Source organism: Streptomyces sp. NPDC012769 (assembly GCF_042901205.1).
Classification (GTDB): domain Bacteria; phylum Actinomycetota; class Actinomycetes; order Streptomycetales; family Streptomycetaceae; genus Streptomyces.
On the sequence record NZ_JBIBCP010000003.1, the window covers coordinates 283,023 to 301,355 of the forward strand.

At 71.4% G+C, this 18,333-nt stretch carries 12 protein-coding genes; 7 read left to right on the plus strand and 5 right to left on the minus strand.

What is annotated here, in order from left to right; translation table 11 throughout:
* Nucleotides 1-146: 146 nt before the first annotated feature.
* The 4 genes from ACFY7C_RS16565 to ACFY7C_RS16580 all read left to right on the plus strand — a co-directional run bounded on the left by ACFY7C_RS16565 (nucleotide 147) and on the right by ACFY7C_RS16580 (nucleotide 8,697).
* Complete coding sequence (locus ACFY7C_RS16565; protein ID WP_389650196.1) at nucleotides 147-1,622, plus strand: non-reducing end alpha-L-arabinofuranosidase family hydrolase; 1,476 nt, start codon at nucleotides 147-149, stop codon at nucleotides 1,620-1,622.
* 217 nt (nucleotides 1,623-1,839) lie between these two features.
* Nucleotides 1,840-3,390 (plus strand): sigma-70 family RNA polymerase sigma factor, encoded by a 1,551-nt coding sequence (locus tag ACFY7C_RS16570; protein WP_389650198.1) that lies wholly within the window; start codon nucleotides 1,840-1,842, stop codon nucleotides 3,388-3,390.
* Nucleotides 3,391-3,669: 279 nt separating this feature from the next.
* On the plus strand, nucleotides 3,670-6,033 hold the full coding sequence (locus tag ACFY7C_RS16575; protein WP_389650200.1) for a non-reducing end alpha-L-arabinofuranosidase family hydrolase: 2,364 nt from the start codon (nucleotides 3,670-3,672) through the stop codon (nucleotides 6,031-6,033).
* Nucleotides 6,034-6,072: 39 nt separating this feature from the next.
* Nucleotides 6,073-8,697, plus strand: coding sequence for an RICIN domain-containing protein (locus tag ACFY7C_RS16580; protein WP_389650203.1), 2,625 nt, complete (start codon nucleotides 6,073-6,075; stop codon nucleotides 8,695-8,697).
* Nucleotides 8,698-8,796: 99 nt separating this feature from the next.
* Here ACFY7C_RS16580 and ACFY7C_RS16585 read toward each other — a convergent pair whose 3' ends face one another.
* Nucleotides 8,797-9,009: a hypothetical protein gene (locus ACFY7C_RS16585; RefSeq protein WP_389650206.1), complete on the minus strand. Its 213-nt coding sequence runs from the start codon at nucleotides 9,007-9,009 to the stop codon at nucleotides 8,797-8,799.
* Nucleotides 9,010-9,145: 136 nt separating this feature from the next.
* Nucleotides 9,146-10,654, minus strand: coding sequence for a DUF4246 domain-containing protein (locus tag ACFY7C_RS16590; protein ID WP_389650208.1), 1,509 nt, complete (start codon nucleotides 10,652-10,654; stop codon nucleotides 9,146-9,148).
* 129 nt (nucleotides 10,655-10,783) lie between these two features.
* Between ACFY7C_RS16590 and ACFY7C_RS16595 the strand changes: the two genes are divergently transcribed.
* Both ACFY7C_RS16595 and ACFY7C_RS16600 read left to right on the plus strand, forming a co-directional pair.
* A complete protein-coding gene (locus ACFY7C_RS16595) occupies nucleotides 10,784-11,566 on the plus strand; it encodes an SAM-dependent methyltransferase (protein WP_389650211.1) in 783 nt (260 codons plus the stop codon).
* Nucleotides 11,567-11,755: 189 nt separating this feature from the next.
* Complete coding sequence (locus ACFY7C_RS16600) at nucleotides 11,756-12,796, plus strand: substrate-binding domain-containing protein (RefSeq protein WP_389650214.1); 1,041 nt, start codon at nucleotides 11,756-11,758, stop codon at nucleotides 12,794-12,796.
* Here the strand turns inward: ACFY7C_RS16600 and ACFY7C_RS16605 are convergent.
* From ACFY7C_RS16605 to ACFY7C_RS16615, 3 genes are read right to left on the minus strand one after another with little or no spacing between them, the layout of a single operon-like run.
* Nucleotides 12,780-13,490, minus strand: a complete 711-nt coding sequence (locus ACFY7C_RS16605) for a sulfite exporter TauE/SafE family protein (protein ID WP_389650217.1) — start codon at nucleotides 13,488-13,490, stop codon at nucleotides 12,780-12,782. The genes ACFY7C_RS16600 and ACFY7C_RS16605 overlap by 17 nt on opposite strands.
* Nucleotides 13,487-14,881: an amidohydrolase family protein gene (locus tag ACFY7C_RS16610; protein WP_389650220.1), complete on the minus strand. Its 1,395-nt coding sequence runs from the start codon at nucleotides 14,879-14,881 to the stop codon at nucleotides 13,487-13,489. Before ACFY7C_RS16610 ends, ACFY7C_RS16605 begins: the two co-directional genes overlap by 4 nt.
* Nucleotides 14,878-16,317: a uracil-xanthine permease family protein gene (locus tag ACFY7C_RS16615; protein WP_389650223.1), complete on the minus strand. Its 1,440-nt coding sequence runs from the start codon at nucleotides 16,315-16,317 to the stop codon at nucleotides 14,878-14,880. Before ACFY7C_RS16615 ends, ACFY7C_RS16610 begins: the two co-directional genes overlap by 4 nt.
* 614 nt (nucleotides 16,318-16,931) lie before the next feature.
* Here ACFY7C_RS16615 and ACFY7C_RS16620 point away from each other — a divergent pair.
* Nucleotides 16,932-18,305, plus strand: coding sequence for a nucleobase:cation symporter-2 family protein (locus ACFY7C_RS16620; protein WP_389650226.1), 1,374 nt, complete (start codon nucleotides 16,932-16,934; stop codon nucleotides 18,303-18,305).
* Nucleotides 18,306-18,333 lie beyond the last annotated feature (28 nt).

Genomic DNA, 18,333 nt, shown 5'->3' on the forward strand with positions numbered 1-18,333 from the left:
CGACAGAATGTTAGCGCTAACATCCCGAGCCGCGAACGCCTCCGCCGGACCCCTGGTGGCGGCCCTCGCCCCGTACTCCTGACGACGCGGTCGCCGCGCGGTTCGCCGGAGCCACCTCACCCCCAACCCCCGAAGGAGCCCTTCCGATGCGGTTTCGCCATCCACCCCTGGTCCTGAGTCTCGTCCTCGCGGTCCTGTCGTCCCTGTTGCTCGGGGCCGCCGTCCTCACCGCCCCGCCCGCCGCCGCGGCCACCATCGACACCAACGCCTGGTACGTGCTGGTCAACCGCAACAGTGGCAAGGCCCTGGACGTCCACAACCTGGCGACCGGCGACGGCGCCCGCATCACCCAGTGGACCAGGAATGACCAGAACCAGCAGCAGTGGCAGTTCGTCGCCTCCGGCGACGGCTACTACCGTGTCAAGTCCCGCCATTCCGGCAAGGTCCTGGACGTCCAGAACAGGTCGACCGCCAACGGCGCCGCGATCGTCCAGTGGACGGACGTGAACGGCACCAACCAGCAGTGGCGGCCGGCCGACAGCGCGGACGGCCACATCAGGCTCGTCGCCCGCCACAGCGGCAAGGCCCTCGAGGTCCAGGGCGGCTCCACCGCCGACAACGCGAACGTCGTCCAGTACGACGACTGGGGCGGCGCCAACCAGCAGTGGCAGCTCGTCAAGGTCGCCGACGGCACCCCCGGCACCTGTGCCCTCCCCTCGACGTACCGCTGGTCGTCGACGGGCGCGCTGGCGCAGCCCAAGGCCGGGTGGGCCTCGCTCAAGGACTTCACCGTCGCCCCCCACAACGGCAAGCACCTCGTCTACGCGACGACGCACGGCACCACGGGGACGGGAGTGGGCTGGGGCTCGATGAACTTCACCCCGTTCACCGACTGGTCGCAGATGGCCACGACCGGCCAGAACACGATGTCGAACTCCGTCGTCGCACCCACGCTCTTCTACTTCGCGCCGAAGAACATCTGGGTGCTCGCCTACCAGTGGGGCAGGAGCGCCTTCTCCTACCGGACGTCCAGCGACCCCACCAACCCGAACGGCTGGTCGGCGGAGCAGGAGCTCTTCTCGGGAACCATCGCCGACTCCTCCACGGGTCCGATCGACCAGACCCTGATCGCCGACGAGAGGAACATGTACCTGTTCTTCGCCGGTGACAACGGCAGGATCTACCGGGCGAGCATGCCGATCGGGAACTTCCCCGGCAGCTTCGGCTCGTCGTACACGACGGTCATGAGCGACACGGTGAAGAACCTGTTCGAGGCGCCGCAGGTCTACAAGGTGAAGGGCCAGAACCAGTACCTCATGATCGTCGAGGCCCGGGGCGCGAGCGAGCACCGCTACTTCCGCTCCTTCACGGCCACCAGCCTGAGCGGCGCGTGGACCCCGCAGGCCGCGACCGAGAACAACCCCTTCGCGGGCAAGGCCAACAGCGGAGCCACCTGGACGAACGACATCAGCCACGGCGAGCTGATCCGCGCCGGAGCCGACCAGACCTTCACGATCGACCCCTGCAACCTGCAGTTCCTCTACCAGGGGCGTGATCCCAACTCCGGCGGCGACTACGGCCAGTGGGCCTACCGCCCGGGTCTGCTGACGCTCCAGCGCTGAGGACGCGGCGGGCTCGGTGGTCCCCGAGCCCGCCGTGGTCACGGGCCGGGGCCGCGTCCGGGACCGGTGTCCTCCAGGCACTGACCGGACCGGCCCTGGCCCCGCCGCCCACGGAGCCACGCCGGCGGACCGACCCGGTCCCACGTCGTATTCTTTGCCGACGCAGAGGCAGGTCGTCGCCGTACCCCGGCGGACCGCTTCCCTGGAGAAGGTGGGAATGGGGCTCATCGACGTGGACCACGCGGAGCTGGTCGTCGCGGCGCAGGCCGGTGACCGACGGGCGCGCGAGCAGTTGATCGCCGCGTACCTGCCGCTGGTCTACAACGTCGTGGGAAGGGCGCTGAACGGACATGCCGACGTCGACGACGTCGTCCAGGAAACCCTGTTGCGGGTGGTCCGTGACCTGCCTGCCCTGCGTGCCGCCGAGAGCTTCCGGTCCTGGCTCGTGTCGATCACGCTCCGCCAGATCAACACCCACCTGCACCGGAAACACGCCGCCGCCGGCCGGACCACGGCCATCGACGAGGCGCACCGGATACCGGATGCCGGCGCCGAGCCCGTGGACACGGCGATCCTCCGGCTGCACGTCTCGGACGAGCGTCGGCGCGTCGTCGAGGCCGGGCGGTGGCTCGACCCGGATCATCGGGTGCTGCTGTCGCTCTGGTGGCAGGAATGCGCCGGTTCGCTGAGCCGCGACGACATCGCCGCCGCGACGGGCCTCACGGTCGCCCACGTCGGAGTACGCCTGCAACGCATGCGCGAGCAGCTGGAACTGTGCAGGACGATCGTCGCCGCGCTGGAGGCCGACCCGCGCTGTCCCGGACTGGACGAGGCCGTCGTCGGCTGGGACGGCCTGCGCACATCGGTGTGGCGCAAGCGCATGGCGCGGCACACCCGTGGCTGCCCGGTCTGCGCGGAGACGAGGACGGAGCGGGTTCCGGCCGAACTGCTCCCCCTCGGCCTCGCGACGCTGGCCGTCCCGGCCGGACTAATCTCCGCGCTCGCCGCCAAGGGCCTGCTGTCGGGTACCGCCGCGATCACCGCCGGGCCGGCCGCGGCACACGTCGCCCTCGGCACCGCGACGGGGGGAGGCGGCCTGCACGGCACGCTGAGCGGCAAACTCGCGGCGATCACCGCTCACCCGCTGGTGAGCCTCGCCACCGGCGCCGTGCTCGTCGCCGGCACCGCCACCTATCTGACCTGGCCCGAACCCGCGCCTCGGGTGCCCGCCGTCATCGCCGCCCCCACGGCCGGCACCGCCTCGCCGGCCCCGTCGCGCACCACGACGCCGGACGAACCGTCCCCCGCGAGTCCGCCCGCCGCCGCGGCCACTGTTCCGCTCGGCGCGCGGTCGCTGGAGTCCGTGGACGAACCCGGCCTGTTCGTCACCCATGCCGGCGACCACGCGACGCTCGGCCGGGTCTCCGCGTCCAGCGGCGCGCAGACCCGGAACCGGGGCACCTTCACGGTCGTCGCGGGGCTGGCCGACACGCGGTGCGTCACCTTCCGCGCCGCGGACGGCCGGTACCTTCGCCACTCCTACCTGCGGCTGCGGCTGAGCACCGACGACGGCAGCGATCTGTTCCGTGAGGACGCGACCTTCTGTCCGCGCCCCGGGGCGGCCCCGGGGTCGGTGACCCTGCACGCGCACAACTATCCCGGCTCCGTCCTCCGTCACCGTGACGGAGGCATCTGGCTCGACGGCTCCGACGGAACACGGACCTTCGCCGGGCAGGCGTCCTTCCTCGTGCGCCGGGCCTGGGCCTGAGAGTCGCTCCCGCGCCACGCCGTCTCCCACCGGGCGGTGGGTCGGGTGCCTCGCGCCGCCTCTGCGGGGACGACCGAACCGCGGGGCTCGGCATAACGCTTTCTGCCTGAGACATGCCTCACTGAGCGGAATTCCGGGCGGCGCGACTTTTCTGTTACGCGGCCTCGTGTCCGGCGGCCTCCACTTCAGGGGTGACCTTCCCCCACTGGCATATCCCCCTGAAGAGAGGCCTCCGATGACACGACGCACCCATGTGAACCGCGACCCGCGAGGAGAGGCATGAAGGGCCTGCACCGGCTCCGTCGACGTCGCCGTACCTGGGCGGCAGGACTGTCGGCCGCGGCAGTGGTGACCGGTGTCGTGACGTTCCTCCCCAGCTCCGCCGGCGCGGCGGGCCTGGGCACTCAAGCGGCCCCCTCGGGCCGGTACTTCGGCACCGCTGTGGCCGCCGGCAGGCTCGGCGACTCGACGTACACCGCGATCGCCGACCGGGAGTTCACCATGATCACCCCGGAGAACGAGATGAAGTGGGACGCCGTCGAGCCGTCCCGCGGCAGATTCGACTTCGCCCCGGCGGACCGGATCGTCGATCGCGCCCTGGCACGCGGCCAGCGCGTACGCGGCCACACCACGGTCTGGCACTCGCAGCTCCCCTCCTGGGTGAGCTCCATCCGCGACGCGAAGACGCTGCGCGGCGTGATGAACCACCACATCACCACCCAGCTGACCCACTACAAGGGCAAGGTCTACGCCTGGGACGTCGTCAACGAGGCCTTCGCCGACGGCGTCAGCGGCCGGCTCCGCGACTCGGTCTTCCAGAAGGTGCTGGGCGACGGTTTCATCGAGGAGGCGTTCCGCACCGCCCGCGCGGCCGACCCCTCGGCCAAGCTCTGCTACAACGACTACAACATCGAGAACTGGTCGGACGCCAAGACCCAGGGCGTCTACCGCATGGTCAAGGACTTCAAGGCCCGCGGCGTTCCCATCGACTGCGTCGGGTTCCAGAGCCACTTCGGCGCGGGCGGCCCGCCGGCGAGCTTCAAGAGCACCCTGGCCGGCTTCGCCGCCCTGGGCGTCGACGTCCAGATCACCGAGCTGGACATCGCCCAGGCGTCACCCACCCACTACGCGAGCACGGTGAGCACCTGCCTGTCCGTGGCACGGTGCACCGGCATCACGGTGTGGGGCGTCCGTGACAGCGACTCCTGGCGGAGCGGCGAGAACCCGCTGCTGTTCGACCGGAACGGCAAGCCCAAGCCCGCGTACACCGCCGTCATGAACGCTCTCACGTCCGGCTCCGGTACGACCCCGGCAAATCCGGCCGACCGTACCGGGGACATCAAGGGCGTGGCCTCCGGCCGCTGTGTCGACGTGCCCGGCTCCGCCACGGCCAACGGCGCCCGGGCGCACCTGTGGGACTGCGGCGGACAGGCCCGCCAGCGCTGGACGTACACCGCCGCGAAGCAGCTGAAGGTCCACGGGAACAAGTGCCTGGACGCCAAGGGCAAGGGCACCACCAACGGCACCCCGGTGGTCGTGTGGGACTGCAACGGCGGCACCAACCAGCAGTGGAGCATCAACACCGACGGCACGATCACCGGCGTCCAGTCCGGGCTGTGCCTCGACGCCGTCGGCGCGGCCACCGCGAACGGCACCGGGATCCAGCTGCACACCTGCGCATCCGTCGCCAACCAGAAGTGGACCGCCCCGTCCGGGACGGGCGGCGGAACGTGTGCCCTTCCGTCGACGTACAAGTGGAGTTCGACCGGTCCCCTGGCGCGGCCGTCGCACGGGTGGGCCGCGCTGAAGGACTTCACCCACGTGACGCTGGGCGGCAGGCACCTGGTCTACGGGTCGAGCGCGGCGGGAACCTCGTACGGCTCGATGGCCTTCAGCCCCTTCACGAACTGGCCGGACATGGCGGCGGCCGGACAGACCCCGATGAACCAGAAGGCGGTGGCGCCCACGCTGTTCTACTTCGCGCCCAAGAAGATCTGGGTGCTGGCCTACCAGTGGGGAGCCTCGCCCTTCAGCTACCGCACCTCCGGCGACCCCACCGACCCCAACGGCTGGTCCGCGCCGAAGCCGCTGTTCACCGGCAGCATTCCCCGCACCGACTCCTCCACGGGTCCGATCGACCAGACCCTGATCGCCGACGAGAGGAACATGTACCTGTTCTTCGCCGGTGACAACGGCAAGATCTACCGGGCGAGCATGCCGATCGGGAACTTCCCCGGCAGCTTCGGCTCGTCGTACACGACGGTCATGAGCGACACGGTGAAGAACCTGTTCGAGGCGCCGCAGGTCTACAAGGTGAAGGGCCAGAACCAGTACCTCATGATCGTCGAGGCCCGGGGCGCGAGCGAGCACCGCTACTTCCGCTCCTTCACGGCCACCAGCCTGAGCGGCGCGTGGACCCCGCAGGCCGCGACCGAGAACAACCCCTTCGCGGGCAAGGCCAACAGCGGAGCCACCTGGACGAACGACATCAGCCACGGCGATCTCGTCCGCGCCAACCCGGATCAGACCATGACGGTCGACCCCTGCAACCTGCAGTTCCTCTACCAGGGCAAGTCCCCGCAGGCGGGCGGACCCTACGACCGGCTGCCGTACCGGCCGGGCGTCCTCACCCTGCAGCGCTGATCCGCCCGCCCCACGGTTCCACAAGGAGAAACACCCCCCATGAACAACCCCACCAACGGCGGGCGCCGCGGACGTCACCGCCGCCGCAGGACCGCCGCCGCCCTGCTGCTCGGAGTGCCCGCCACCGTCGTGCCGTACCTCCTGTTCGTGCAGGACGACTCGCAGGCCGCGACGGTCGACGCCCATGCCTACTACCGGCTGGTCTCCGTGCGCAGCGGCAAGGTGCTCGACGTCAACGCCTTCTCCACCGCCGACGGCACGCGCATCCAGCAGTGGACCGACCAGAACACCGCCAACCAGCAGTGGAGGCTGCGGTCCACCGGCGACGGCTACTACGAGCTGGTGAACCGCAACAGCGGCAAAGTGCTCGGCATAGCCGGCGATTCGACCGCCCAGGCGGCTGCCGCCGAGCAGCAGACCGACAGCTCGTCCGCCTCCCAGGAGTGGCGGATCGACGAGGTGAGCGACTCCGGCGCCGTCACCTTCACCTCCCGCAGGAGCGGCCAGGTCCTGGACGTCTCCGGAGGCTCCACGGCCCAGGGCGCGGCGGTCATCCAGTATCCCGGCAGGGGCAGCACCAACCAGCAGTGGAAGCTGGTGAAGGTCGCCGACGCGCAGTCGGCCGCGGCCGGACCGTACACATGGCGCAACGCCCAGGTGGTCGGCGGCGGATACGTCACCGGCCTGGTGTTCAACCCGCGCGAGAAGGGGCTGCTGTACGCGCGCACCGACATGGGCGGCGCCTACCGCTGGGACAGCGCGGCCGAACAGTGGATCCCGCTGACCGACTGGCTCGGTGAGAACGACTGGAACCTGCTGGGCATCGACGCCCTGGCCACCGACCCCGTGGACCCGAACCGGCTCTACCTCACGGCGGGCACCTACACCAACGAGTGGGCCGGCAACGGTGCGATCCTGCGCTCCACCGACCGGGGCCGCACCTTCCGGCGCACCGACCTGCCGTTCAAGCTGGGCGCCAACGAGGACGGCCGCGGGGCGGGCGAACGGCTCGTGATCGACCCCTCGGACAACCGCACCCTGCTGCTCGGCACCCGCAAGAACGGCCTGTGGCGCAGCACGGACAGCGGTGCGACATGGCGGCAGGTCTCCTCCTTCCCCGTCAAGGACGGGGCGAGCAGCGGCGCGGGCATCTCCTTCGTGACGTACGGTCCGGCAGGCAGCGGCACGGTCTACGTCGGCGTCGCCGACAAGTCCACCTCCCTGTACCGCTCCACCGACGGCGGCACCACCTGGCGGGCCGTCCCCGGACAGCCCACCGGCCAGTTCCCGCAGCACGGCGTCCTCTCCGGCGACGGCTCGCTCTACCTGACGTACACCGACGCCCTCGGACCCAACGGCGTGACGGCCGGCCGCGTGTGGAAGCACACGCCGAGCGGCGGGGCCTGGAAGAACGTCTCCCCCTCGCAGGGCGGATACGGCTTCTCCGGACTGGCCGTCGACCCGCGCAAGCCGTCCACGGTGATGGTCACCACCCTCGGCCGCTGGTGGCCGGAGGACGAGATCTACCGGACCACCGACGGCGGCACCACCTGGAAGGCGCTGGCGGCCACCTCGGTTCGGAGCGCCTCCGACGCTCCCTACATCGGCACCCACACCGGGCACTGGATGACCGCCCTGGCCATCGATCCCTTCGACTCCGGGCACGTGCTGTACGGCACCGGCAACGGCATCTGGCGCAGCAAGGACGCCACCGCCACCGACAGCGGCGGCACCAGCCACTGGGCCGTGGGAGCGCGGGGCCTCGAGGAGACCGCGTTGATGGACGCGATCGCCCCGCCCGGCGGCGCCCGAGTCGTCACCGCCATGGGCGACCAGGGCGGATTCCGCCACGACGACCTGACCAAGGTGCCCGCCGGACGACTGGGCAACCCGATGATGACCAACAGCACCGACATCGACTTCGCCCAGTCCAGGCCCTCGATGATGGTGCGCGTCGGCCGGGGCGGCGCGCAGGACGGCGCCTACTCCACCGACGGCGGCACCAGCTGGACCGGCTTCACGGCGGAGCCGGTGGCCGGCGCCCGGGACGGTCATGTCGCGCTCGCGGCGGACGGCTCCACCCTCGTCTGGACCCAGGCCGGCCAGGTCCCGTACCGCTCGACCGACAGGGGGGCGAGCTGGTCCCGGGTCCGCGGCCTGGGCACCGACGCCGTCGTCGTCGCCGACCGTTCCTCGGCCGGAACCTTCTACTCCCTGTCCGGCGGCACGCTCCACGCCAGCACCGACGGCGGCGCGACCTTCACCGCCCGCGCCACGAACCTGCCCGCCGGCCGGCTCACGGCCGTCCCCGGCGTCGCCGGAGACCTGTGGATCGCCGGCGGTGCCGAGGGACTGCTGCACTCCACCGACGGCGGCCGCACCTTCACCAGGCTCACCACGGTGCGGTCCGCGTCCGCCCTCGGCTTCGGCAAGGCGGCACCCGGCGCCTCCTACCAGGCCCTCTATCTGATCGGCACCGTCAAGGACGTCACCGGGGTCTTCCGCTCCACCGACAAGGGCGCCACCTGGCTCCGCGTCAATGACGACGCCCACCAGTGGGGCGCCATCGGCGGCGTCGGCGTCATCACCGGCGACCCGGACACCTTCGGCCGCGTCTACGTCGGCACCAACGGACGCGGCCTCCAGTACGGCGACCCGTCCTGACGTCGACACCGGAGCGGCCGCACGCGTGACGTGAGCGTCGCCATGCCGTCCGCACCGGAATGCCGCCCGCCCGACCGGCGCGACACCCGGTCGTGCCGGTCAGCTGCCGAGCAAGGTGCCCAGCGGCGACAGCTGATTGCCGGACAGGGGGAGCTGGCCGAGGGCGGGCGCGGCTTCTGCCGCAGTCGGTGCCGCGGCCGGGCGGGGCACCGGCGCGTCACCCTCGGCCGGTGCGGCGGCCGCGGCCGCCCCCGCGGAGCCGAGGGCCACGGCCCCGGCCAACAACACGCCACCGATGAGCATGGACTTCATGGGAACGCCTTCCGTATGGAGCACCTGGACGGGCTCGTACGGTCTGGTCAACGAGGCGGCCCGGCGGGGGACACCCCGGGCCGCCGGTCGGTGGCGGCCGTGTCCCCCGAGACCGGCGTCGGGCGCGGCCGGAGCGTCAGTGCTCGCAGAGCGAGAATTCCCGCTCGTAGAGCTGCTCGTTGTGCTCGTCGACGAAGAACTTGCGTTCCCGCATGAGCTCTTCGCGGTACTCCTTGGCCTGCTCCAGCGTCATGGTCGCGGTCGCGGACCACGGTTGCTGCGGCGGCACATCGGACGTCGAGACGATCCTCTCCGACGGGTCGACCAGGAAGAACGCGAGGATCTTGCGGTGTCCCGGGCGGGTGGGGTCCTCCAGGCGGAACGAGCCGACGCGGTGCTGGAGGACGTTCGGGAACGCCAGGCAGCGGCCCGCCGGAGTCGCGGCCGATCCCAGCACCTGGTTCAGCGCGTCCTCGTTCTCCAGGCCGTAGACCTCACGCATCCCGTTGTCGTCGTTCTGCTCGTAGTCGGGGTCGTCGACCGCCGCCCGGAAACCCAGTCGGCTCTCGGTGATGTTCTCGCTGTCCCAGTAGTAGATGCCGGTCGAGACGATCCGCTCGTTCACCATCCCCTCGACGTGCCAGGAACCCCCGGCGTACTCGGGCTTCTCCGGGGTGAGGTGAAGGGTGGCGAGCTTGACGATGACCTGGAGGCGGCGGCCGCGCAGGTCGCACCGGGCCGATTCCTCCGGCACCTCGGGCGGGGTGAAGTCCGGGGCGTCGGGGAGGACCGGGCGGCGGTTGTCCCACCAGTCGTCCTCGGCGATCTCCCATGCGCGGACGGCCTCGGCGTAGGCCGCCTTGTCACTGAAGGAGGCCTTGTCCGGATGCTCCGGCTCCGAGTCGTACCACCCGTAGGGGTCGGCCTCGATCCGCAGCGGACGCGGATGACGCAGATCGGTCAGCACGTTCTCCAGCAGCGGGCGAAAACGCCCGAACAGCTCCGGGAGGACCGCGGCCAGTTCCCGATGAGCCTCCGGGTGGACGTTGTTGACGTACGAAAGGAAGGTGACCTCGCCCTCGTCGCTCACGTCGACGTCCGTGGGCAGCCACTGGAACCGCTCCGAGAACTCGTACGTCGCGTAGCGGTCCGTCGGATTCCGCCACGCCCGCTCGGGCGCACCGCTCACGTCCTTCACCAGGCAGAACAGTGAGGGATGAACCAGGTCGAGCACCTGGCCGTCGGAGCCGGGATGCCAGTCCTTGTCCGCTTCGGGCACGTCCTCCAGAACCCCCACCGCCTCGCGCAGCCGGGACCTCAGCCCGGGGTCGATCAGCGTGTCCGACTGCCATACCCCGTCGACCCCCGACACCTCGACGCCGGTGCGCTCGTCCCGCAGCGCGGCGTAATGCGCGAGTTCGGCCAGCACATAACGAATCTGCGCTTCGGTGAGCCCCTGGTCGACCGCTTCCTTCGTCCACCGGGCGACGATCTCGGCGTCGTTCATCTTCTCGGACCACCCGGGCTTCTCCCGGATGAGCGCGCTCATCCGCATCATCGCGAGTTCCCGCAGTGTCCGGGGTTTCGCGAGCCCTATGGAACGCGAGGAACGAAAAGGCAGCGGGAAAGCGGACAGGCCGGTCAAGGCTCTCGGTCCTTCCAGTCGGGGGGCGGTGGCGGGAAGAATACGTGAGCCCACTGACACCGCCGCCGCGGTCCCGGTCGTGCGGCGGGCGGAAGGCAACTCATCAGGGTGCTGCGCTACGTTGAGGGCGTGACCGACATCGAATCGCGCATCGACACGTCCCGGCCGCACACCGCCCGGATATGGAACTACTGGACCGGCGGCAAGGACAACTACCCCGTCGACCGGGAGGCCGGTGACCGGATCCGGCAGCTGCATCCGGGGATCGGGGAGTACGCGAAGGCGGACCGGCTCTTCCTGGGACGCGCGGTGCGCCATCTGGCCGAGCGGGAGGGCATCCGGCAGTTCCTCGACATCGGGACGGGGCTGCCGAGCGCCGACAACACCCACGAGGTCGCCCAGCGCATCGCCCCCGACGCGCGGGTGGTGTACGTGGACAACGACCCGCTCGTGCTCGCGCACGCCCGTGCCCTGCTCGTCGGGACCTCCGAGGGGCGGACGGACTACCTGGACGCGGACCTGCGGGACGTCGACACGATCCTGGCCGCCGCCTCGAAGACGCTCGACCTCACGCAGCCGGTCGCGCTGATGCTGCTCGGGGTCGTCATCTTCGTCGAGGACGACGAGGAGTCGTACGGAGTCGTCCGCCGCCTCATGGACGCGCTCGCCCCCGGCAGCCACCTCGTCCTGTCCCACACCGTCACCCACCCCGACATGCCGGACGTCGACGCGGCGGTGGCGTTCTGGAACGAGCACGGCACCCCGAAGCTCACCCAGCGCACACCCGAGGCGATCGCCCGTTACTTCGACGGCCTGGAACTGCTGGAGCCCGGTGTGGTGTCGTGCTCCGCCTGGCGGCCCGAGACGCCGGCGCCGGACGTCGCGATGTACGCGGGCGTCGGCCGCAAGTAGCCGGGCCCGGTCCGGCAGGTGCCGCTCGCAGGACACCCCTCGGGGACCGCGCGGCGGGGCAGGCGTGGCGTCTCCCGCCGCCCCCTCGCCCCCGCCGGCGGCCGGGTCGGCGAAGATGGGGGCGGCAGCTGTTCCGTATCACGTCCGCACACGTCCGCACACGTCCGCATCACGCGAGGAGCGAGGGAGATGCCCACTTCCGGGTCCGGGGCGAGACCGACGATCGCCGACGTCGCCAGCGCCGCCGGTGTGTCGCGGACCACGGTGTCCCACGCGCTCAACGGGATCGGGAAGGTCGACCCGCGGACGCGGGAGCGCGTCAGGCAGGTGGCCGCCGAGCTGGGGTACCGGCCCAATCTGCGGGCACAGCGGCTGCGGCGCGGGCAGGCCAAGGCCATCGCGCTCGCCTCCTCCATGCCGTTCGCCGTGGCGGCGGGGCCCTCCCGGCTCGGCTTCTACATGGAGATCGCCGCGGCCGTCGCGGAGAGCGCGCTGCTGCACGGCTACGCGCTGGTGCTGGTGCCGCCCGTGCGGTCCGGTTCGGGGCTGAACTCCGTCGACATCGACGGTGCCATCGTCGTCGAGCCCGACGTGAACGACGAGGCGGCGGCGCATCTGAGGGAGCGCGGACTGCCGTACGTGACGCTGGGCAGGCCCGTGTCCCCGGACGAGGCGGCGCCGTACGTCGATCTGCGCGGCGAGCTCGTCGCCGGGAAACTGCTCGCGCACCTGCGGGAGCAGGGCGCCAGGAGGCCGGCGCTGATCATCGGGTCGGGGGAGCGGCACTCCTCGGTCGACGCCCGCGCCGCCTACGAGCGCCTCGCCGAGGAGTACGGCTGGCCGCCGGTCGTGGCGACCGCCGAGGAGGAGGGCGGCGAGCGGGCCGGTTACGAGGCGTGTGCGCGGCTGCTCGCCGAGCACCCCCGCACCGACGCCGTGTGCGCGCTGGTGGACGCCTTCGCCGTCGGCGCGGTCCGTGCCGTCCGGGACAGCGGGCGCGCCGTACCGGACGACGTCATGGTCGTCACCCGGTACGACGGCCTGCGGGCCCGTACGTGCGAGCCGCCCCTCACCGCCGTCGACCTCCACCTGGACCGGGCGGCCTCCGACGCGGTGGAACTGCTCCTCGGCCGGCTGCGCGGCGAGGTGACCACCGGCGCGGTGGTCACCTCGCCCGAGCCGCGGGTGATCCCGCGCGCGTCGTCGTTGAGGATCACAGCCCGAGCATGAGCACCAGACCGGAGACCAGCGCGAACCCGAGCACCGCGAGACGCGTCCTGCGGGCGTCCAGGCGATGGTGCGACAGACGGCTCAGCCATGCGCCGGCCGCTGTCGCCGGCAGCAGCAGTACCGCCCACCCCAGATCCGCCGGCTGACCCTTCCCCGTCGCGAACAGCAGCACCAGCGAGGCGACTTCGCCCACCAGGAAGCAGACGGCGACGGTGGAGCGCAGCTCGGCCGGCGGCCGGTGCTGGTAGACCAGGGCGAGCGGCGGACCGCCGACACCGGTGGCGGTCTCCGTCAGCCCCGTCACCGCGCCCGCGCCGATGTAGGCGGCCCGGCCGGGCGTGAACGCGGGTGCGGCGAGGCTCGCCACCGCCGCGAGGACCGTGGCGCCGCCCACGAAGAGGCCGAGGCTGCGGTCCGGGATCAGCCAGAGCAGCGCCAGGCCGGCGGGGGTGGCGGCGAGCCGCGCGGCGATGATCCAGCCGGCCCCGCGCACGTCCAGCGCGGCCCGCTCCCGCCACGCCACGTACGCGTTGAGCGGGATCATCGACGTCAGCACGAACACGGGGAGCAGGGCCGGATCCAGGATCCCGGCCACGGGCGCGACGATCAGCGCGAAGCCGAGCCCGCTGCTCCCCTGCACGAACGCGGCGACGGCCACGGTGACGGCGAGGACGGCCAGTTCACCGGCGCTCACGGCGCGGTGCTCCGCGCGCGTGCCGCGCTGGACGTGTCGTGTACGCGGGTGATGGTCGCCCGCTCCACGGCGGCGCGGGCCCGTTCGGCGGCCTGCCGTACGAGGGCGGGCCCGTCCCAGGTGGTCGGCATGCCGCGCCAGAGGCGCATCGTGCCGTCGACGAACACGGCGGTGATCTGGTCGCGGTTGCCGCGTCGCACGAGCTCCCACGGCACGTCCCAGGACAGGGCGAGTTCGGGCGTGGAGACGTCGACGAGGAGGAAGTCGGCGGCCAGGCCCTCGGCGACGGTGCCGGTACGGGTCCCGAGGCCGACGGCGTCGGCGCTGCCCCGGGTGGCGTGTTCGAGCCAGGTCCAGCCGGCGCCGCACGAGGAGTCGCCACTGGCGAGGCCGTACGCGATCCGCTGGGCGAACTCGGCGGCGTCGACGAGCCGGAATCCGTCGCCACGGGTTCCGTCGGTGCCGAGCCCGAAGCGGATGCCGCGCTCGGCCATGGCCAGGGCGGGAGCGACGGCGTTGCCCTTCCAGGCACTGGCGACCGGGTTGTAGCTGACGGCGGTCCCGGTGTCGGCGAGGAGGGTCAGCTCCCGGGGCGTGAGCAGGGTGGCGTGCGCGGCGAGCAGGTGCGGGCCGAGCGCGCCGATGTGGTGGAGGTGTTCGAGGGGGCGCCGGCCGTGCCGTAGCAGGGAGCGTTCGACGGCGGCCAGGTGCTCGTTGACGTGGATCTGCACGGTGGCTCCGGCGTCCGCGGCGAGACCGGCGACGCCGCGCAGCGCGGCGGGGGTCGCCGCCTCGGGGATGGAGACGGCGAGGGAGGGCCGGACGAGCGCGTCGCCTTCGTACCGGGCGAGGTGCTTCTCCGCCCGGTCGAGGACGGCGGGCAGCTCCGTGCCCCGGTCGACGTCGTCGCAGACGAGCCCGAGCACGCAGCGGATCCCGGCGTCGCGGGCGGCGGAGGCGACCACGTCGACGTCCACGTCGGCGCGGGTGCCGGCGTCGGTGACGGTGGTGAACCCGCCGCGCAGGGCCTCGAGGGCGGCCAACTTGGCTGCGGTGTAGGCGGATTCCTCGTCCAGTGCGCCTTCGAGCGGTACCCACACCCGCCGGAAGATCTCCGACGGTTCGCCGAAGGCGAGCGCGGATCCGAAGCTCTGCGTGAGGTGGTGGTGGGCGTCGACGAATCCGGGCATCAGGATATGGCCGGGCAGCCGTGTCGGGTCGAGCCCCGGATGGTTGCGCCGCAGTTCTCCGACGGGCCCCACGGCCTCGAACGAACCGTCGGCGACGACGACCCCGTGGCCGTCGGCGGGCCCTTCGGGCACCAGGACGGCGTCCGGTACGAGGAGGTGCGGGCCGGGCCCGTCGAGGAGTGCGCGGTCGAGCTGGTTCATCGGTCGCCTTCCGGGCGGCTGGAGGCAGGGCGGGCGGTGAGGCGCGGCCTGACGTGGTGGAAGAGGATGTTGAGGACGACGGCCACGAACGCGCCGACGGCGACACCGCTTTCGAGGAGGATGCGGGCGTTCGGCGGGAAGCCCGCGTACACCCCGGGGATGAGGATCGGCAGCAGGCCGAGCGCGAGGGCGACGGCGCAGACGAAGGTGTGGGTGTGCCGGTCGAGGTCGGAGCGGCCGAGCATCTGCACGCCGAGCACGGTGATGACGGCGAAGACGACCATGGCGGTGCCTCCGATGACGGCCGCCGGGATGACGCTGATCGCGCGGGTCACGGGGGCGAGGAAACCGATCGCGATGAGGACCACGCCGGCGGCGGCGGTGACGAAGCGGCTGCGGACGCCGGTGACGCGGACGATGCCGATGTTCTCGCCGCTCGTCACCATCAGCGGCAGTCCGAAGAAGCCGCCGAACAGCGAGGTGAGCGCGTCGCCGCGGATGGTGCGGGGGACGGTGGTGCGCCGGTCGATCTCCTTCCCGACGGCCTCGGCGTTGATGACGGTCTGGCCGGTGGCCTCCGCCATGGAGGCGAGGCTGTAGAGCATCAGCGGCAGTGCGGCCAGGAGGTTGAACTGGGGGGAGCCGAACGGCAGAAGCTCCGGGAGGCCGAAGAGGCCGCCCTCCGCGGCGCGGTCCAGGTCGATGTGCCCCAGCGCCGCCGCCAGGGCGGTGCCCGCGAGGAGGCCGAGCATGACCGCGAGTTGGCGAAGGACGCCGGTGAACAGCAGGTAGAAGAGCACGGTGAAGCCGATCGTCGCCATGCCGAGCCCGAGGTTCACCGGATCGGCGAAGCCCGGCTCGCCGGGGCGGCCGGTGACCAGGACCGCGCCGACCTTCACCAGGTTGACGCCGACGATCACGATCATCGTGCCGATGACCAGGGCCGGGAAGTAGGCCAGCAGCCGCGAGAAGAGGGGCAGTGCGACGAAGGTGAAGAGGGCGGTGAGGAGGACGGCGCCGACGGCCGTGGGCAGGCCGTGCTGTTCGGCGATGGCGATGAAGAGGATGAGCGGGGCGCCGCCCGGCAGCATCACGAAGGGCAGCCGGGGGCCGAAGCGCCACGGCCCGAGGGACTGGATCAGGGATCCCACGCCGGAGAGCACGAAGGCCGCCGAGAGCAGATTGACGGTCAGACCGGCGTCGAGGCGGAGGGCCGCGCTCATCAGGAAGATCGCCGAGATCGGCGTGGCGGCCATGACGAGGACGTGCTGGATCCCGAAGAGGAGGATCCGGCCCAGGGGGCGGGACTCGTCGACGGGGTGGACGTCCTCGGTGTGAACGTCCTCGGCGTGGACGTCCTCGGGGGCGGCGGGGGCGGCGTGGTCCGGGGCGGGTGGCTGGTCCGTACCGGGAAGGGTCTTGCGGGGACTGGACACGTTCGAGCTCCGTTCGGCGTTCGACACGTTCTGGTTCAGCCGCGATCCGGCCCTGGACGGGGAGCCAAAGCGAGTGGCCAAATCGATTTGGCCGTCAGTATGTGAGGGCGCCCGGGGGTCGTCAAGAGGGATGGCTTCTCGTCTTGCTGTCGGCTGACCCTCAATGGTGGCGACGAAATCCGCACTTGAGGTGGCTGCCGACCATCGATTCATAAGTTACCGAGGCGTTTTGGTTAAAAAACCATGTCGCGCTTCTTGCGTGGTGGCCTGCCTGTCCGCAAAGATCGGTCTCCGGCCCGGGCCGTTCGTCCCGGCCCCCTCACGCCTCCATGTCTGGACGCCTGGCCGCGCACCGGTAACCCCGTGCCGCCAGCCGGTGAACCGCCTGATCCGCGCGGCCGCCCGGACCCTTCCTGCGAGGCGCTCCACGCGACCTGCGTCGCGCCCTCCGTGCACGTACCCCCGTGCACGTACCCCGCGTGCGCGTTCCCCTTCGTGCACGGACCCCTCAAGCACCCCCTCTCATTCACCTACCTCACGTTCACCTACTTCAAGGCAAGGCAGAGATGGCACCACTGGCTTCGCGGCGACGACCCGCCACCACCCCGCATCCGGTGGACGAGGTACTCCCGCTCCCCGCCCTCGCGCTCTACGGATTCCAGCACGTCCTGGCGTTCTACGCCGGTGCGGTGCTCGTCCCGGTGATCCTGGGCACCAGCCTCGGCCTCTCGCGCCAGGAGCTCGTCTACCTCATCAACGCGGACCTGGTCACCGCGGGCATCGCCACCATCATCCAGGCGTGGGGCTTCTGGCGGATCGGAGCACGGCTGCCGCTCGTCCAGGGCGCGACCTTCACCGCCGTCTCCCCGATGATCGCCATCGGCCAGGGCGCGGGCGGCGGCACCGCCGGTCTCCTCGTGGTGTACGGCGCCGTGATCACCGGCGGTCTGGCGGCGTTCCTCTTCGCCCCCTTCGCCGCGCGACTGACCGCGTACTTCCCCCCGATCGTCACCGGCACCCTGCTCACCGTCATCGGCATCGTGCTCATCCCCGTGGCACTGGAGAACGTCGGCGGCGGCTCGACACTGGTCGACGGACCCCACTACGGGGACCCGGTGAACCTCGCGTACGCGGGCGGGACGCTCGGGTTCATCCTGCTGGTCATCCGGTTCGGCGGCCCGTTCCTGCGCAGCATCGCCGTCCTGCTCGGGCTGGTGGGAGGAACGGCCGTCGCCTGGCTGCTCGGCGACACCGACCTCGGGGCGGTCCACCAGGCCGACTGGCTCGGCGTCAGCACGCCCTTCCACTACGGGCTGCCGCACTTCTCGGTCTTCCCCATGCTGGCGATGGTCGTCGTCATGCTCATCACCATGGTGGAGACCACCGGAGACGTGTACGCCATGGGCGAGATCACCGGACGGAAGGTCGACGGGGACACGGTCGGCCGTGCGCTGCGGGCCGACGGCCTCGCCACCGTGCTCGGCGGCGTGTTCAACTCCTTCCCGTACGTGGCCTTCGCCGAGAACATCGGTCTGGTCCGCATCTCCCGCGTCACCAGCCGGTTCGTCGTGGTCGCGGCCGGCGTCTTCATGATCCTTCTCGGTCTGGTGCCGAAGGCCGGAGCCGTGGTGGCCTCCGTCCCCCACCCCGTGCTCGGCGCGGCGGCCGTCGCGATGTTCGGCATGGTCGCCACCGTCGGCATCCAGATCCTCGGCAGGGTCGACCTGCGGGAGGAACGCAACGCCATCATCCTGGCCGTCAGTCTCGGCGCCGCCATGCTGCCGACGACCGTCGAGCCCTTCTTCGAGCGCATGTCGACCGAGGTGCGCGCCGTGCTGGGCAGCGGCATCACCCTCGGCACGCTGACGGCGGTCCTGCTGAACCTGTTCTTCCACGTCTTCGAGAGCCGCCGTAGGCGCGAGGACATCGACTGGGACAGCCTCGCCCACGACGACGGGACGGGGTCGCCGACCTTCACGGCCCGCTGACCCCGTCCCCGCTGCGCGGAGGCCGTCG

Excerpts from the sequence above, each read along its gene's own strand:
- ACFY7C_RS16565 (WP_389650196.1), top strand. The coding sequence starts at position 147 with ATGCGGTTTCGCCATCCACCCCTGGTCCTGAGTCTCGTCCTCGCGGTC.
- ACFY7C_RS16570 (WP_389650198.1), top strand. The coding sequence starts at position 1,840 with ATGGGGCTCATCGACGTGGACCACGCGGAGCTGGTCGTCGCGGCGCAG.
- ACFY7C_RS16575 (WP_389650200.1), top strand. The coding sequence starts at position 3,670 with ATGAAGGGCCTGCACCGGCTCCGTCGACGTCGCCGTACCTGGGCGGCA.
- ACFY7C_RS16580 (WP_389650203.1), top strand. The coding sequence starts at position 6,073 with ATGAACAACCCCACCAACGGCGGGCGCCGCGGACGTCACCGCCGCCGC.
- ACFY7C_RS16585 (WP_389650206.1), bottom strand. The coding sequence starts at position 9,009 with ATGAAGTCCATGCTCATCGGTGGCGTGTTGTTGGCCGGGGCCGTGGCC.
- ACFY7C_RS16600 (WP_389650214.1), top strand. The coding sequence starts at position 11,756 with ATGCCCACTTCCGGGTCCGGGGCGAGACCGACGATCGCCGACGTCGCC.
- ACFY7C_RS16610 (WP_389650220.1), bottom strand. The coding sequence starts at position 14,881 with ATGAACCAGCTCGACCGCGCACTCCTCGACGGGCCCGGCCCGCACCTC.